Genomic DNA, 16,302 nt, shown 5'->3' on the forward strand with positions numbered 1-16,302 from the left:
CGTTCATGCAGAGCGCGACGCGTGTCACGCATGTATCGCGAGGTGCGCTCGACGCATCGAACGCTGATCGAAACGCGACGTCGTCGGGGATGTTTCGATCGCTTGTCACTGCCTGCAACGCAAGTGCCGCGTTACAGATTCCTTATCATTTTTTTAGTAGAGAGCAGCGCACACTTCAACCTTGATCGGTTGCCGTGCGCGCTGCCCGAACCTTCTTCAGGTCATGCGCGCCCGCGTTACTGGCACGCTTCGCACTCGTCGAAACCCGGATCGCCCGGACGCATCGTGCACACCGGACCGTCTGCTTCGACCGGCGCGAGTGCCGGTGCCGCGTCGAGTGCGCCCGACGACGACGCCGCGCCGCCTGCCGCACCGAAGCCGCCGGCCGCGCCTTGCGCGCCGCCGCTGCTCGAGCCGCCCGTCGGCACCGCGTTCAGCGCGCCGTGCGCGACCGTCGACTTCTCGACGTGCGTCGCCGCCATCGTGCGCAGGTAGTAGGTCGTCTTCAGACCGCGCAGCCATGCGAGCTTGTAGACCTCGTCGAGCTTCTTGCCCGACGCGCCACCCATGTAGATGTTCAGCGACTGCGCCTGGTCGATCCACTTCTGACGACGCGATGCCGCTTCGACCAGCCACGTCGGGTCGACTTCGAACGCGGTCGCGTAGATCGCGCGCAGGTCGGCCGGGATGCGATCGATGCGCGACAGCATGCCGTCGAAGTACTTCAGGTCGGCGACCATTACTTCGTCCCACAGGCCGCGTTCCTTCAGGTCGCGAACGAGGTACTCGTTGACCACCGTGAATTCGCCCGACAGGTTCGACTTCACGTACAGGTTCTGGAAGGTCGGCTCGATGCATGCCGACACGCCGATGATGTTCGAGATCGTCGCCGTCGGCGCGATCGCGACGCAGTTCGAGTTGCGCATGCCGTGCGCGGCGATGCGCGAGCGCAGCGTCGTCCAGTCGAGCGTCTCGGACGTGTCGACCTCGACATAGCCGCCACGTGCTTCCGTCAGCAGCTTCAGCGTGTCCTGCGGGAGGATGCCGCGATCCCACAGCGAGCCGCGGTAGCTCGAGTAGCGGCCGCGTTCCTCGGCCAGCTCGGTCGACGCGTAGTACGCGTAGTAGCAGACCGCTTCCATCGAACGATCGGCGAACTCGACGGCCTCTTGCGACGCGTACGGCGTGCGCAGCAGGTGCAGGCAGTCCTGGAAGCCCATGATGCCCATGCCGACCGGACGGTGCTTCAGGTTCGAGTTACGCGCCTTCGGCACCGCGTAGTAATTGATGTCGATCACGTTGTCGAGCATGCGCATGGCGACGCTGATCGTGCGCTTGAGCTTGTCGTGGTCGAGCGCGTAGCTGCCGTCGGCCTGCTTCACCAGGTGGGCGACGAGGTTCACCGAGCCCAGGTTGCACACCGCGATTTCGGTGTCGCTCGTGTTCAGCGTGATTTCCGTGCACAGGTTCGACGAATGGACGACGCCGACGTGCTGCTGCGGCGAGCGCACGTTGCACGGATCCTTGAACGTGATCCACGGGTGGCCGGTTTCGAACAGCATGCCGAGCATCTTGCGCCAGAGCTGCTGCGCCGGGATCTTCTTGAACAGCTTGATCTCGCCGCGCGCGACCTTCTCTTCGTAAGCCGTGTAAGCCTTCTCGAACTCCGCGCCGAACTTGTCGTGCAGGTCCGGGCAGGTCGACGGCGAGAACAGCGTCCAGTCGCCGCCTTCCATCACGCGCTTCATGAACAGGTCGGGAATCCAGTTCGCCGTGTTCATGTCGTGCGTACGGCGGCGGTCGTCGCCGGTGTTCTTGCGCAGCTCGAGGAACTCCTCGATGTCGAGGTGCCACGATTCCAGGTATGCGCACACCGCGCCCTTGCGCTTGCCGCCCTGGTTGACCGCGACGGCCGTGTCGTTGACGACCTTCAGGAACGGAACCACGCCTTGCGACTTGCCGTTCGTGCCCTTGATATGCGAGCCGAGTGCGCGCACGCGGGTCCAGTCGTTGCCGAGACCGCCGGCGAACTTCGACAGCAGCGCGTTCTCCTTCAGCGCTTCATAGATGCCGTCGAGATCGTCCGCGACCGTCGTCAGGTAGCACGACGACAGCTGCGAGCGGTGGGTGCCCGAGTTGAACAGGGTCGGCGTCGAGCTCATGAAGTCGAAGCTCGACAGCACGTTGTAGAACTCGATCGCGCGCGTTTCGCGGTCGATCTCGTTCAGCGACAGGCCCATCGCGACGCGCATGAAGAATGCCTGCGGCATTTCGATGCGGGTGCCGTCGACGTGCAGGAAGTAGCGGTCGTACAGCGTCTGCAGGCCGAGGTAGCCGAATTGCAGGTCGCGGTTCGCGTCGAGCGCTTCGCCCAGACGCTTCAGGTCGAACTGCAGCAGCTTGTCGTCGAGCAGGCCGGCGTCCACGCCGCGCTTCAGGAACTGCGGGAAGTACTCGGCGTAGCGCGCCGACATGTCGGCCTGCACCACCTCCTCGCCGAGGATCTCGCGACGGATCGTGTGCAGCAGGATGCGCGCCGTGACCTGGCTGTACGCCGGATCCTTTTCGATCATCGTGCGTGCTGCGAGGATCGCCGAGTCGTAGACCTGGCTCATCGGCACGCCGTCGTACAGGTTCTTCACCGTCTCCGCGACGATCGGGTCAGGGTTAACCGCGGTACCGAGGCCGTCGCATGCCGACACGATCAGCGCGCGCAGCGCATTCAGGTCGAGCGGGCGCGTGACGCCGTTGTCGACGACGTTGATGCCGGTGCTCGACTCGCCGCCCGCAGCCGCTGCTTCCTCGCCCGCATGCTGACGCTCGAGGTGACGCTTCTCGCGATACAGCACGTACGCACGCGCGACGTTGTGTTCGCCGCCGCGCATCAGCGCGAGTTCGACCTGGTCCTGGATGTCTTCGATGTGGAACGTGCCGCCGTTCGGGCGGCTGCGCACGAGTGCGCGCACGACGTTGTGCGTCAGTTGCTCGACGAGTTCGCGTACGCGCGCCGATGCCGCGCCCTGCCCGCCGTTGACGGCCAGGAAAGCCTTGGTCACCGCAATCGCGATCTTCGAAGGCTCGAACGACACCACGCTGCCGTTGCGGCGGATCACCTTGTAGTCGGCGAACGTGGCCTGCGGCGCGAGCGCCTGCGCGCCCTGTTCGGTCCCGCCGAGCGGACGGCTCGAGGCGCTCTCGTACTGGGACGTCGCGTTGTCGGTGGTTTGCATGTGCAAAGCTCCTGGTGTTGGATGGTGCGGAGAGAACCGCGGATTAAAACGAACGCTGCGCAAGGAAGTGCGCGAGCGGTAAGAGGCGAGCGATGCGTCGGGGAAGCCGGTTCGGTCGATGCGCGACAACCGTCCCGGTCGTGTGCTTCGTCATGTGTACCCTGCCCCGTCGAAGTTCGCTGCGCTTGATCGCGACGCCCGGACCGCCCGGCCTGGCGCGCCGCCCTGAGAACCCTGTCCGCCGGCGTTGCCCGCCGGCCGGTGCCGCTCGGGTTTCCCCTGCGACACACACTATATCTAGTACAGAACTGCTCAACTGGCACCAAGTATAGTGGACATTCGGACGAGGTCAAAACGGATAATTTGCGGTCGAGGTCTTGACATCGCTCGCGCGCAGATACGACAAGGCATTGGTCGGAGAAAAAACTTTCCCCGGCCAAAAAACCCTGCGCTCAGTGCTGACGGAAAGGAAAGTATTCGGCGGAAAAGCCGGCATCGCGTGCGAAGCGTTGCCAATCGAAGTGCGGGCCCGGGTCGGTCTTGCGGCCCGGTGCGACGTCGGAATGCCCGGCCACCGCATCGATCGGGTAGCGCGCGGCGAGCGAGCGCGCGAGCACGCCGAGCGTCGCGTACTGAGCCGCGTCGAACGGCACGTCGTCCGCGCCTTCGAGCTCGATGCCGATCGAGAAGTCGTTGCAGCGCGGCCGGCCGAAGAACTCGGATGCGCCCGCGTGCCACGCGCGCTCGTCGCACGACACGAACTGCACGAGCTCGCCGTCGCGACGGATCAGGAAGTGCGCGGACACGCGCACGCCGCGCAGATGGCTCTGGTAATAAGGGTGCGCATCGCAATCGAGGCGATTGAGGAACAGCGCCTCGATCGCATCGCCGCCGAACTCGCCGGGCGGCAGGCTGATGTTGTGGACGACGACGAGCGTCGGCACCGCGCCCGCGGGCCGCGCCTCGAAATTCGGCGACGGCGCGTGGCGCGCTTCGCGCACCCAGCCGTGCGCGTCGACCGACAGCGGCGCTGCGTCGTTCATCGCGCGTCGTGGCCGCTCGCGTGCGCGCCGTGGCGCTGCGCGTGCTCGGTGCTGCAGAAGTATTCGCCGCCCGCGACGACGGCGTCGCCCTTCGGCGCATGCACGCCGCATTCGGCGCAGCGAACCATCGGTTCGGGCAGCGAGCGCGCCTCGCCGTTCGGGCGTGCCGCCCCGGCGCCGGAACCGGGCGCGCCGTCGAAGCCGCCACCGCGGCCGGTGCGCGCCTGCGCGTGCTCCTGGGCCTGGCGCAGCTTGCGCGTGAGCCACGAACCCGCGAAGAAGAGAAGAATCAGGAGAAGAATCTGTCGCATCGGAGACCTGCGTTCAAACCACGGAGCGGTGCAGCAGCACCTCGAAAACGAACCGGCTGCCGACATACGCGAGCAGCAGCGCGGCAAACGACACGAGCACCCAACGCGCGGCGCCGCGCCCGCGCCAGCCCGACGTCTTGCGAGCCACCAGCAGGCCGCCGAACATCAGCCACGACAGCACCGCAAACACCGTCTTGTGATCGAGCCGCAGCGCGCGCGCATCGACCTGCTCGCTGAACAGGATTCCCGACGCGAGCGTGAGCGTCAGCAGCACGAAGCCGGCGCCGATCAGGCGGAACAGCAGCTTCTCGAGCGTGAGCAGCGGCGGCAGCGTCTCGAGCCAGCTCGCGATCCAGCCGGTCGAGCCGTCGCGCCCGCCGCTCCTCAGCGACTGCAGGCGCCGCTCGACCATCAGCATCAGCACCGCGTGCAGCGCGGCGATCGCGAACAGGCCATACGCGATGTTCGCGATCAGGAAGTGCATCTTGAACAGCGGCGCTGCGGCATAAGGCAGCACCCGCACGCCGCCGAACACGAGCGGCAGCAGCGACGCGCCGCATGCGAGCGGCAGCACCAGCAGGCGCAGGCTGTCGAGCGGGAAGAAGAAGCTCTCGATCCAGTAGATGCCGGCGCCGAGCCAGAACATCGCGGACAGCGCGAACGCGAAGCCGAAGACCATCGCGTCGTGCGGAAAAATCGTCATGTGCAGCAGCACGCCGTGCGCGACGAGCGCCGCGAACAGCAGCGCGCGGCCGGCCCCGCTCATCCCCGATGCGGCGGACGCCGGAACCGGCACGGCCGGCACGCTCGCGACGAGCGAGGTCGCGCCCTGGCGGTGCGTGCGCCAGCCTGCGACGGCGAGGCCGCCGTACAGGAATGCGGTGAGGGCATACAGTACAATATCCATGTTCGAAGTTTACACTAGGCCCCCTTCCCGCGACGGCTCCCTTTGTTCAGTTCCGTTGCGCCTTCGGGCCCCACTGTCCATCGCTCCCCATGCTCGACAATCTCACTCAACGGATGGCGCGCGTCGTCAAGACGCTGCGCGGCGAGGCCCGGCTTACCGAGGCGAACACCCAGGAGATGCTCCGCGAGGTGCGTCTCGCGCTGCTGGAAGCCGACGTCGCGCTGCCCGTCGTCCGCGAATTCATCGCCAAGGTCAAGGAAAAGGCGCTCGGCGAGGAAGTGATCAGCAGCCTGTCGCCGGGCCAGGCGCTCGTCGGCGTGGTCCAGAAGGAACTGACCGCCGTGATCGGCGGCGACTACGAAGGCAAGGCCGCCGAGCTGAACCTCGCGGTCACGCCGCCCGCGGTAATCCTGATGGCCGGCCTGCAGGGCGCCGGCAAGACGACCACCGCCGGCAAGCTCGCAAAGCTGCTGCGCGAGAAGTACAAGAAGAAGGTGCTGACGGTGTCGTGCGACGTGTATCGCCCGGCCGCGATCATGCAGCTGAAAACGGTGAGCGAACAGGTCGGCGCCGACTTCTTCCCGTCGACGCCGGACCAGAAGCCCGTCGACATCGCGCTCGCGGCCGTCGACTGGGCGAAGCGCCACTACCATGACGTGCTGATCGTCGACACGGCCGGCCGCCTCGGTATCGACGAGGCGATGATGCAGGAAATCGCCGCGCTGCACGGCGCGCTGAAGCCGGCGGAGACGCTGTTCGTCGTCGACGCGATGCTCGGCCAGGACGCGGTCAACACCGCGAAGGCGTTCAACGACACGCTGCCGCTCACCGGCGTCGTGCTGACCAAGCTCGACGGCGATTCGCGCGGCGGTGCCGCGCTGTCGGTGCGCCACATCACGGGCAAGCCGATCAAGTTCGTCGGCGTCGCCGAGAAGCTCGACGGCCTCGAGGTGTTCCACCCGGACCGGATGGCGAACCGGATCCTCGGCATGGGCGACATCCTCGCACTCGTCGAGGAGGCACAGCGCGGCGTCGACGTGCAGGCCGCACAGAAGCTCGCCGACAAGGTCAAGAAGGGCGGCGACTTCGACCTCAACGATTTCCGCGCGCAGATTTCGCAGATGAAGAACATGGGCGGCCTGTCGTCGCTGATGGACAAGCTGCCGGCGCAGTTCCAGCAGGCGGCGGCCGGCGCCGACATGAGCCAGGCGGAGAAATCGATCCGCCGCATGGAAGGGATCATCAGCTCGATGACGCCCGCCGAGCGCGCGAAACCCGAAATCATCAAGGCGACGCGCAAGCGCCGCATTGCAGCCGGCGCGGGCGTGCCGGTGCAGGAAGTCAACCGGATGCTGAACCAGTACGACCAGATGCGTACGATGATGAAGAAGCTGAAGGGCGGCAACATGCAGAAGATGATGCGCGGCCTGAAGGGCATGATGCCCGGCATGCGCTGATTCCGCCCGTCGGTCGGCGCGCGGGTTTTTGCCGTAGCGCGCGCTGGCCGTTCTGCCTCATCCTTATTTGTATACCGACTGCCCGCCAGAACACATGAACCGCGAAGAAGCCCTCCACATTTTCGACCACTCCGAAGAGATCGTCTCGGCCGATGCCGTCAACGCATCGATCGCCCGGATGGCCGACGCGATCCGCGCCGAGATCGGCGATGCGTTCCCGCTCGTTCTCTCGGTGATGGGCGGCGCCGCGGTGTTTACCGGGATGCTGCTGCCGCACCTCGATTTCCCGCTCGAGTTCGACTACATCCACCTGACCCGCTACCGCAACACCACGCAGGGCAGCCCGGAGATGCACTGGCGCGTCGCACCGCGTGAATCGGTGAAGGACCGGATCGTGCTCGTGCTCGACGACATCCTCGACGAAGGCGAGACGATGGCCGCGATCCGCGACCGCATCCTCGACATGGGCGCGAAGCGCTTCATGTCCGCCGTGCTGTGCGAGAAGACGCTCGCGAAGGCGAAACCGCTGCACCCCGACTTCTGCGGCTTCTCGGTGCCGGACCGCTACGTGTTCGGCTGCGGGATGGACGCAAAGGGCTACTGGCGCAACCTGCCGACGATCCGCGCGCTGACCGCGAACGTGTGATCGCCGCCCTGCCCGCCATATAAATGGAAAGCGGCGCTCCGGTTTCCCGGAGCGCCGCTTTTTTTCATCGACCGCACCGCCCGCGCTACGGCTGCAACTGGTGCACGAACGCGCGAATGCCGGCCAGCAGCATCTCGACCGAGATCGCGACAAGCACGAGGCCCATCAGCCGCTCGAACGCGGCGACGGTCCGCTCGCCGAGCCACGCCTGAATCCTTTCAGCCAGCACCAGCGTGATCGCGCAGACGATCATCGTGACCGTCAGCGCGCCGACCCACTCGAACATCTTGCCCGGCGCCTGCGACGTCAGCAGCATTACCGTCGCGAGCGCGGACGGCCCGGCAAGCGCCGGAATCGCCAGCGGCACGATGAAAGGCTCGCCGCCTGCGCGCGGATCGCTGCCGAGCGCGCCGTCCGGATGCGGGAAGATCATCCGCAACGCGATCAGGAACAGCACGATCCCGCCGCCGAGCCGCAGCGACAGGTCGGTGAGGCTCATCATCCGCAGGAAGCGGTCGCCGACCACCATGAAGAACAGCAGGATCACGAATGCGATCCCCACTTCACGCAGGATCAGCTTCACGCGCCGCTCGCGCGGCACGTCGCGCATCGCCGTGATGAACAGCGGAATGTTGCCGAGCGGATCCGTGATCAGCACGAGGAGCACGGTGGCCGACAGGAAGGTGTATTCCACCGTGTCCCCCGGTTGCAGCGCTTAGCGCGCGAGCGCGGCGCGGATCTTCTCCGTCACCGTCGCCGCGGCCGCGTCGGCCGGCAGCAGCGTCGCTTCGGCGTCGCGGCGGCCCTGATACTCGATCTTGCCTTCCTTCAGGCCGCGCTCGCCGATCACCAGGCGATGCGGCACGCCGATCAGCTCCCAGTCGGCGAACATCACGCCCGGGCGCTCGCCGCGGTCGTCGAGGATCACGTCGACGCCGGCGGCGGTCAGTTCCGCGTACAGCTTGTCGGCCGCCTCGCGAACCATCTCGCTGCGATCGTAGCCCATCGGGCACAGCACGACCTCGAACGGGGCGATCGATTCGGGCCAGATGATGCCCTTCTCGTCGAAGTTCTGCTCGATGGCCGCGCCGAGAATGCGCGTGACGCCGACACCGTAGCAGCCCATCAGCATCGGCTGCGGCTTGCCGGATTCGTCGAGGAACGTCGCGCCCATCGCTTCCGAGTACTTGGTGCCGAGCTGGAACACGTGGCCCACTTCGATGCCGCGGCAGATGTCGATCACGCCCTTGCCGTCCGGCGACGGATCGCCCTTCTTCACGTTGCGCACGTCGGCGACTTCCGGCTCCGGCAGGTCGCGGCCCCAGTTCACGCCCGCGATGTGATAGTCGACCTCGTTCGCGCCGACGACGAAGTCGCTCATGTTCGCGACCGTGCGATCGGCGATCACCTTCACCGGCTTCTTCGTGCCGACCGGGCCGAGATAGCCCGGCGGCGTGCCGAACCACTCGACGATTTCCTGCTCGGTCGCGAAGCGGTGGTTCTTCAGCCCCGGCAGCTTCGACACCTTGATTTCGTTCAGGTCGTGGTCGCCGCGCAGCATCACGAGCCAGATGGTCGGCTCGGCGCCTTCGTTGTCGGTGGCCAGCACGATCGACTTGATCGTGCGCTCGAGCGGGATCTCCAGCAATTCGGCGACGGCTTCGCACTTCGCCTTGCCGGGCGTCGCGACCTTTTCCATCGCTTCGGCCGGCGCCGCGCGTTCGGCAATCAGCGGCAGCGCTTCGGCCGCCTCGATGTTCGCCGCGAACTCGGACGTCGGGCAATAGGCGATCGCGTCCTCGCCGGTATCGGCGATCACGTGGAACTCGTGCGAGAAGTTGCCGCCGATCGAGCCGCTGTCGGCCGCGACCGCACGGAATTCGAGGCCGAGGCGCGTGAAGATGCGCACGTATGCGTCATACATCTTGCGATACGACTCGTTCAGGCCGGCTGCGTCCTTGTCGAACGAATACGCGTCCTTCATGATGAATTCGCGGCCGCGCATCACGCCGAAGCGCGGACGAATCTCGTCGCGGAACTTCGTCTGGATCTGATAGAAGTTCACCGGCATCTGCCGGTAGCTCTTGATCTGGTTGCGCGCGATGTCGGTGATGACTTCCTCGTGCGTCGGCCCGATCACGAAGTCGTTGTCCTTGCGGTCCTTGAAGCGCAGCAACTCGGGGCCGTATTGTTCCCAGCGGCCCGATTCCTGCCACAGCTCGGCCGGTTGCACGGCCGGCATCAGCAGCTCGATGGCGCCCGCCCGGTTCATTTCCTCGCGCACGATCGCCTCGACCTTGCGAATGGAACGCAGGCCGACCGGCAGGTAGTTGTAGATGCCGCCGGCGACGCGACGGATCATGCCGGCGCGCACCATCAGCTTGTGGCTGACGATCTCTGCGTCGGCCGGTGCTTCTTTGAGGGTGCCGATAAAGAAACGGGAAGCTTTCATGCGGACGGTTCCAAATGCGGCGCCCCAAGGCGGGGCGCCCGAAAAAGTTTCAAGGTGAAAAAGCTGCGCGCGACGAACGGCGATGGCGCAGATGACGTAGCAGACAAATCAGGGACAATTCAGCCGATGCACCCCGCGCGGATTCGCTCCGTCACGGTGCGCAGCGCCCGTTATCTGTTTATAATCAAAGCAATTTTAAAGGATTCGAAGGTGGTTGTATGCTGGATCGTGAAGGCTTTCGCCCGAACGTCGGCATCATCCTCTTGAACGCGCGCAACGAGGTGTTTTGGGGCAAGCGGCTCCGCGAGCACTCCTGGCAGTTTCCTCAAGGTGGGATCAAGTACGGCGAGACCCCCATGCAGGCGATGTACCGGGAACTGCACGAGGAGACCGGCCTGCATCCGGAACACGTCAAGATAATCGGCCGCACCCGCGACTGGTTGCGTTACGAGGTGCCTGACAAGTTCATCAAACGCGAAGTACGCGGCCATTACCGCGGCCAGAAGCAGATCTGGTTCCTGCTGCGGATGGTCGGACGCGATTGCGACATTTGCTTGCGCGCGACCGATCACCCGGAGTTCGATGCGTGGCGCTGGAACGAGTACTGGGTGCCGCTCGATGCGGTGATCGAGTTCAAGCGGGATGTTTATCAGTTGGCGCTGACGGAACTGTCGCGCTTCCTGCGCCGCCCGGCGCAGCGAGCCGAAAAGCCGCGCGGGCCGCGTCCGGCGCGCTATCCGCGCGTCGTCGGGGCGCAGGTCCAGCAGACGCTGACGATTGTCGACACATCGGTAGTGTGTTCGGAGATCGAAGCGGAGGCGAGCACGCTCGACGAGATGCCGCCCCGCGAGATCGTCGGCAAATGACGAGTCGGACTGCATGACCGGGCGCGACCTTGTGTCGCGCCCTTTTTTTACGAGGAATGCATATTGAAAGCGATTGCTCTCGCGCTCGCATCGATTGTCGCGGCGGCCACGCTGGCCGGTTGCGCGAATTCGAAGACGCCGACCAACAAGGACGACAGCGAATTCGTGTACCTGCTGGACCGCCAGGGCAACTGGAAGGAAAACCCGGTCGACACGCTGCCGCCGCTTCCGCAAGCGGGCGACCTGCTGCCGTTCAACGTATCGCAGAACACGCCGCTCAAGTTCTCCGTCGATGCGAAGTCGCTCGCGGTCGGCACTGATGGCGTCGTGCGCTATGCGGTCGTCATCACGAGCCCGGCCGGCGCCCGCAACGTGAACTACGAAGGCATCCGCTGCGACACCTACGAATGGCGTCAGTATGCGGGACTGAATGCGGATCACGACGGTTGGGACCGCACGGTCGAGAACGACTGGCGTCGCATCGAGAACGGTGAGCTGAACGCGTATCACTCGGCGCTGTACCAGGACTACTTCTGCTCGAACAAGATGCCGCAGGGCACGACCCAGCAGATTCTCGAGAACATCCGGTTCCATCGCACCGCGATGAGCCAGTTGCGCTGACAGCGCGACGCCGGCCGGAAGCCCTTCGGCCGGCCGCAACAAAAAGCCCGCACGATGCGGGCTTTTTTAGTATCTCGAGACGCCTTGACCGGGCGCTTACACGAGCACGAGGTTGTCTCGGTGAATCAGTTCCGGCTCCAGCATGTAGCCGAGCACCGTCTCGATCTCGCCGCTGGGTTTGCGGTGAATCAGCTTCGTTTCCGCGCTGCTGTAGTTCGTGAGGCCGCGCGCCACTTCGCGTCCATCGGGGCCGACGCAGGCGATCACCTCGCCGCGCGCGAAGGCGCCCTGCACGCCGGTCACGCCGATCGGCAGCAGGCTCTTGCCGCCGGCCGTCAGCTTCTCGACCGCGCCGGCATCGATCACGACGTGCCCGCGCACCTGCAGGTGATCGGCCATCCATTGCTTGCGCGCGGCCATCCGCGCGGTGCGTGCGACCAGCTGCGTGCCGATCGCCTCGCCCGCCGCCAGCCGCACCAGCACGTCGGCTTCGCGGCCGCTCGCGATCACGGTGTTCGCGCCGCTGTGCGCGGCGCGCTTCGCCGCGAGGATCTTCGTCAGCATTCCGCCGCGGCCGAGGCTCGAGCCGGCCCCGCCCGCCATCGCCTCGAGTTCCGGCGCGCCCGCACTGGCTTCCGCGACCAGCGTCGCGTTCGGATCCTTGCGCGGATCGGCGGTGAACAGCCCCGACTGATCGGTCAGGATGATCAACGCGTCGCCTTCGATCAGGTTCGCGACCAGCGCGCCGAGCGTGTCGTTGTCGCCGAACTTGATTTCGTCGGTGACGACCGTGTCGTTCTCGTTGATGATCGGCACGACGCCGAGCCGCAGCAGCGTGAGCAGCGTCGAGCGCGCATTCAGGTAGCGTTCGCGATCGGCAAGATCGGCGTGCGTCAGCAGGATCTGCGCGGTGCGGATATCGTGCTCGGTGAAGCGGCTTTCATAGACCTGCGCGAGGCCCATCTGGCCGACCGCGGCGGCAGCCTGCAGTTCGTCGATCTCGCGCGGGCGCTTGCTCCAGCCGAGCCGCTGCATCCCTTCGGCGATCGCGCCGGAACTCACGAGCACCACTTCCTTGCCCTGCGCCCGCAGTGCGGCTATCTGGGCCGCCCAGCGGCCGATCGCTGCATGATCGAGCCCCTTGCCGTCGTTGGTTACGAGGCTCGAGCCCACCTTCACCACCAATCGCTTCGAATCCGCGATGATCGAACGCATCGTGCGCTGTCTCCTGTATCTGATGCCTGCCCGGCCGGGCGCGATTAAATTCCGGCACCGGGCGCGATGCCCGGTGCGCTCCGGCCCCGCTCAGGCGTCGTCGCCGGGCGTCGCGCCGCCATCGGCGGACGGCGCATCGCGGAACCGCACGTCAGCGGCCAGGTCTTCCTCTTCCGCCGCGCGATGGGCGTCCGAATGCTCGGCGAGGTAGTCGTAGATCGCATAGCACAGCGCTTCGCAACCCTGCCCCGTGAGCGCCGAAATTTCGAACACCGGGCCATCCCAGCCGAAACGCTCGAGGAAATCGGCGACGCGCGCCTCGCGCTCGTCCTCCGGCACCATGTCGAGCTTGTTGAGGACGAGCCAGCGCGGCTTCTCGTAAAGCGCCTCGTCGTACTTGCGCAGTTCGCCGACGATCGCCGTTGCCTCCGCGACCGGATCGACGCTTTCGTCGAACGGGGCCAGATCGACGAGATGCAGCAGCACGCCGGTGCGCTGCAGGTGTCGCAGGAACTGGTGGCCGAGGCCCGCGCCTTCGGCCGCGCCCTCGATCAGCCCCGGGATGTCGGCGATCACGAAGCTCTTGCTCGGGCCGACCCGCACGACGCCGAGGTTCGGCGCAAGCGTCGTGAACGGATAGTCGGCGATCTTCGGCTTCGCGTTCGACACCGACGAGATGAAGGTCGACTTGCCGGCGTTCGGCATGCCGAGCAGACCGACGTCGGCGAGCACCTTCAGCTCGAGCTTCAGCATGCGCCGTTCGCCGGGCTTGCCGTCGGTCTTCTGGCGCGGCGCGCGGTTCGTGCTCGACTTGAAATGCAGGTTGCCGAGACCGCCGGCGCCGCCCTTCGCGAGCATCACCAGCTGGTCGTGCTCGGTCAGATCGGCGATCAGCTCGCCCGTCTCCATGTCGGTCACGACCGTGCCGACCGGCATGCGCAGCGTGACGTCGTCACCGCCCTTGCCGTAACAATCGGATCCGCGACCGTTTTCGCCGTTGCGCGCCAGGTGCTTCTTCGCGTAACGATAGTCGATCAGCGTGTTGATGTTGCGGTCGGCGATCGCGTAGACGTTGCCGCCCCGGCCGCCGTCGCCGCCATCCGGCCCGCCGAACGGAACGAATTTCTCGCGGCGCATCGACGCGCTGCCATCGCCTCCGTCGCCGGCGATGACTTCGATTCGTGCTTCGTCAATGAACTTCATTCGTCACTCCGACCAGTATTTCCGCTATTGTGCCGCGCGCCGGCGCGCTTGAACAATCTGCCGTTTGGCGGATTGCGTGCCGTTTCGCGACAGCCGCCGGTGCGCACATGCGCCCGGCGGCCAAATAAAAAAAGGCCCCGCGAAGACTGCGGGGCCTTTCGGCTACGAAGCCCGTGGGTGCCTGAACTTAGGCAGCCGCCGGGACGACGATGACCAGATGCTTCTTGTCCGCGCCCTTGGTCGCGAACTTGACGTGACCGTCGACCAGCGCGAACAGGGTGTGATCCTTGCCCATGCCGACGTTCTCGCCAGCGTGCATGCGCGTACCGCGCTGACGCACGATGATGCCGCCGGCGTTGATCGCCTGGCCGCCGTACACTTTCACGCCGAGACGTTTCGACTCGGAGTCGCGGCCGTTCCGGGAAGAGCCGCCTGCCTTTTTGTGTGCCATCTGATTGCTCCTTTACCGAGGCGCTTACGCGTTGATCGCGTCGATGCGCAGCTCAGTGTAGTTCTGGCGGTGGCCGCCGTGCTTTTGGTAGTGCTTCCGGCGACGCATCTTGAAGATGGTGACCTTGGCATGACGACCGTGCGACACAACGGTGGCCTTGACGGAAGCCCCACTGACCAGCGGCGTACCGAACTTAATCGATTCGCCTTCGCCCACTGCGAGAACCTGGTCGAGCGTGATTTCAGCGTCAATGTCAGCCGGTATCTGTTCTACTTTGAGTTTTTCGCCAACGGCAACCTTGTACTGCTTGCCGCCGGTTTTTATGACCGCGTACATTGAGAACCTCACTCTGGATCCAATTTTTCCGCACACCACGCGCGGAAAACACGTGATTATACATGGGGTTAGCACCCAAGTCAAAGCCGATCCACGATTGCCGCGCGCAAGCCCTGGCCGGACGGCCAAAATCACGGCGCCGGCACGTCCGACAGACCGGGATACCGCGGATTCGACTTATAATCCGCGGCATCACCCATTTCGATCATCATGTCGTCGTCCACCGCCTCCCCCACCCTCAGCGCCGCCCACCTGCTCGCCCCGATCGCCAGCGACATGGAGCAGGTCAATCGCGTTATCCGGCAAAGCCTCGCGTCCGACGTGCTGCTGATCAACCAGATCGCCGAGTACATCATCGGCGCGGGCGGCAAGCGGCTGCGTCCGGCGCTGCTGTTGCTCGTCGCCGGCGCGCTCGGCGAGACGTCGCACCAGCGGCACGTGCTGGCCGCCGTCGTCGAGTTCATCCACACGGCCACGCTGCTGCATGACGACGTCGTCGACGAATCCGAACTGCGGCGCGGCCGCCAGACGGCCAATGCGCTGTTCGGCAACGCCGCGAGCGTGCTGGTAGGCGACTACCTCTATTCGCGCTCGTTCGAGATGATGGTCGGCGTCGGCAAGATGCGCGTGATGGAAATCCTGTCGGAAGCGACGACGATCATTTCCGAAGGCGAAGTCCTGCAGCTCCTGAACATGCACGACGCGGACGTCGACGAGTCGCGCTACATGCAGGTAATCCGCTACAAGACGGCAAAGCTGTTCGAGGCATCGGCCCGCCTGGGCGCGGTGCTCGCCGGCGCCGATGCGCCGACCGAAGCCGCCGCGGCCGAATATGGCCGCCGCATCGGCACCGCATTCCAGATCATGGACGACTGGCTCGACTACGCGGGCACGGCCGAAGCGATGGGCAAGAATGCCGGCGACGATCTGCGCGAAGGCAAACCGACGCTGCCGCTCATCTATCTGATCGAACGCGGCACGCCCGAACAGTCGGCGCTCGCGCGCGAGGCGATCGAACAAGGCGGCACCGATCGCTTCGATACGATCTTCGATGCGATCACCCGTTCAGGCGCGCTCGACCACACGCTCGAATGCGCGCGCCAGGAAGCACAGGCCGCTGCTGCCGCGATCGCCGCGTTCCCGGACTCGATCTACAAGGAAAGCCTGCTCGCGCTGTGCTCGTATTCGACGTCGCGGCAGTCGTAAACGCGCCGCGAAGGGAACGCGATACCTTCTCTCGAAAAATTTCTTCGCGAAGGTATTCCCTTTTAGAAAAAACATCGTTATAGTTACGTTCTTGCTTGAGACGACGCAGCGATCTTCACGAAGGCGCCGGAGTCGGAAGAGCAAAAATCGGGGTGTAGCTTAGCCTGGTAGAGCGCTACGTTCGGGACGTAGAGGCCGGAGGTTCGAATCCTCTCACCCCGACCAGATTTGAAAAAACCGTGCACCACGTGCACGGTTTTTTTTTTGCCTTTCCTCTGCCGATCGCGTGGTCGCCATGCGGCGCGCGACACGACCCGGCCGCCGGCCTCTGCTATATTTCCTCCATCCCTGTCCTTCA

General features: G+C 65.3%; 15 protein-coding genes and 1 tRNA gene. 6 read left to right on the forward strand and 10 right to left on the reverse strand.

Going from position 1 to position 16,302, the window contains the following annotated elements; genetic code table 11:
• Window positions 1–236: 236 nt before the first annotated feature.
• The 4 genes from HW466_RS16000 to HW466_RS16015 all read right to left on the reverse strand — a co-directional run bounded on the left by HW466_RS16000 (window position 237) and on the right by HW466_RS16015 (window position 5,491).
• Entirely contained in the window at window positions 237–3,230 is a 2,994-nt protein-coding gene (locus HW466_RS16000; RefSeq protein WP_059506891.1) for a ribonucleoside-diphosphate reductase subunit alpha, read from the reverse strand.
• 452 nt (window positions 3,231–3,682) lie between these two features.
• Window positions 3,683–4,273: a 1,6-anhydro-N-acetylmuramyl-L-alanine amidase AmpD gene (gene ampD, locus HW466_RS16005; RefSeq protein ID WP_060346738.1), complete on the reverse strand. Its 591-nt coding sequence runs from the start codon at window positions 4,271–4,273 to the stop codon at window positions 3,683–3,685.
• Window positions 4,270–4,584, reverse strand: coding sequence for a PP0621 family protein (locus HW466_RS16010; RefSeq protein WP_059870141.1), 315 nt, complete (start codon window positions 4,582–4,584; stop codon window positions 4,270–4,272). Before HW466_RS16010 ends, ampD begins: the two co-directional genes overlap by 4 nt.
• Before the next feature lie 13 nt (window positions 4,585–4,597).
• A complete protein-coding gene (locus tag HW466_RS16015) occupies window positions 4,598–5,491 on the reverse strand; it encodes a cytochrome C assembly family protein (RefSeq protein ID WP_059506889.1) in 894 nt (297 codons plus the stop codon).
• An 89-nt stretch (window positions 5,492–5,580) separates the two neighbouring features.
• Here HW466_RS16015 and ffh point away from each other — a divergent pair, with 89 nt between their 5' ends.
• Complete coding sequence (gene ffh, locus HW466_RS16020; protein WP_040143347.1) at window positions 5,581–6,948, forward strand: signal recognition particle protein; 1,368 nt, start codon at window positions 5,581–5,583, stop codon at window positions 6,946–6,948.
• A gap of 94 nt (window positions 6,949–7,042) precedes the next feature.
• On the forward strand, window positions 7,043–7,594 hold the full coding sequence (locus HW466_RS16025; RefSeq protein ID WP_009688452.1) for a hypoxanthine-guanine phosphoribosyltransferase: 552 nt from the start codon (window positions 7,043–7,045) through the stop codon (window positions 7,592–7,594).
• An 85-nt stretch (window positions 7,595–7,679) separates the two neighbouring features.
• Here HW466_RS16025 and HW466_RS16030 read toward each other — a convergent pair whose 3' ends face one another.
• Both HW466_RS16030 and HW466_RS16035 read right to left on the reverse strand, forming a co-directional pair.
• Window positions 7,680–8,288 (reverse strand): MarC family protein, encoded by a 609-nt coding sequence (locus HW466_RS16030; protein ID WP_040143346.1) that lies wholly within the window; start codon window positions 8,286–8,288, stop codon window positions 7,680–7,682.
• 21 nt (window positions 8,289–8,309) lie between these two features.
• Window positions 8,310–10,046, reverse strand: coding sequence for a proline--tRNA ligase (locus HW466_RS16035; protein WP_151004687.1), 1,737 nt, complete (start codon window positions 10,044–10,046; stop codon window positions 8,310–8,312).
• A gap of 218 nt (window positions 10,047–10,264) precedes the next feature.
• Between HW466_RS16035 and HW466_RS16040 the strand changes: the two genes are divergently transcribed.
• A complete protein-coding gene (locus tag HW466_RS16040) occupies window positions 10,265–10,912 on the forward strand; it encodes an RNA pyrophosphohydrolase (RefSeq protein ID WP_059451911.1) in 648 nt (215 codons plus the stop codon).
• Window positions 10,913–10,975: 63 nt separating this feature from the next.
• Window positions 10,976–11,533, forward strand: coding sequence for a CNP1-like family protein (locus tag HW466_RS16045; protein ID WP_059546960.1), 558 nt, complete (start codon window positions 10,976–10,978; stop codon window positions 11,531–11,533).
• A 96-nt stretch (window positions 11,534–11,629) separates the two neighbouring features.
• Here HW466_RS16045 and proB read toward each other — a convergent pair whose 3' ends face one another.
• The 4 genes from proB to rplU all read right to left on the reverse strand — a co-directional run bounded on the left by proB (window position 11,630) and on the right by rplU (window position 14,738).
• The gene (gene proB, locus HW466_RS16050; protein WP_040143342.1) at window positions 11,630–12,748 is read right to left on the reverse strand and encodes a glutamate 5-kinase; all 1,119 of its coding nucleotides are present in this window, start codon (window positions 12,746–12,748) and stop codon (window positions 11,630–11,632) included.
• A gap of 90 nt (window positions 12,749–12,838) precedes the next feature.
• On the reverse strand, window positions 12,839–13,951 hold the full coding sequence (cgtA, locus tag HW466_RS16055; RefSeq protein ID WP_059451908.1) for an Obg family GTPase CgtA: 1,113 nt from the start codon (window positions 13,949–13,951) through the stop codon (window positions 12,839–12,841).
• Between the two features lie 187 nt (window positions 13,952–14,138).
• Complete coding sequence (gene rpmA, locus HW466_RS16060) at window positions 14,139–14,402, reverse strand: 50S ribosomal protein L27 (protein WP_006476999.1); 264 nt, start codon at window positions 14,400–14,402, stop codon at window positions 14,139–14,141.
• Window positions 14,403–14,426: 24 nt separating this feature from the next.
• Window positions 14,427–14,738 carry a 50S ribosomal protein L21 gene (gene rplU, locus HW466_RS16065; RefSeq protein WP_006025184.1) on the reverse strand — a complete coding sequence of 104 codons (312 nt, stop codon included), beginning with the start codon at window positions 14,736–14,738 and terminating at the stop codon, window positions 14,427–14,429.
• A gap of 210 nt (window positions 14,739–14,948) precedes the next feature.
• Between rplU and HW466_RS16070 the strand changes: the two genes are divergently transcribed.
• On the forward strand, window positions 14,949–15,944 hold the full coding sequence (locus HW466_RS16070; protein ID WP_059451907.1) for a polyprenyl synthetase family protein: 996 nt from the start codon (window positions 14,949–14,951) through the stop codon (window positions 15,942–15,944).
• A 148-nt stretch (window positions 15,945–16,092) separates the two neighbouring features.
• Window positions 16,093–16,169, forward strand: a tRNA-Pro gene (locus tag HW466_RS16075).
• Window positions 16,170–16,302 lie beyond the last annotated feature (133 nt).

This window comes from Burkholderia territorii (genome assembly GCF_902833055.1).
GTDB lineage: Bacteria > Pseudomonadota > Gammaproteobacteria > Burkholderiales > Burkholderiaceae > Burkholderia > Burkholderia territorii.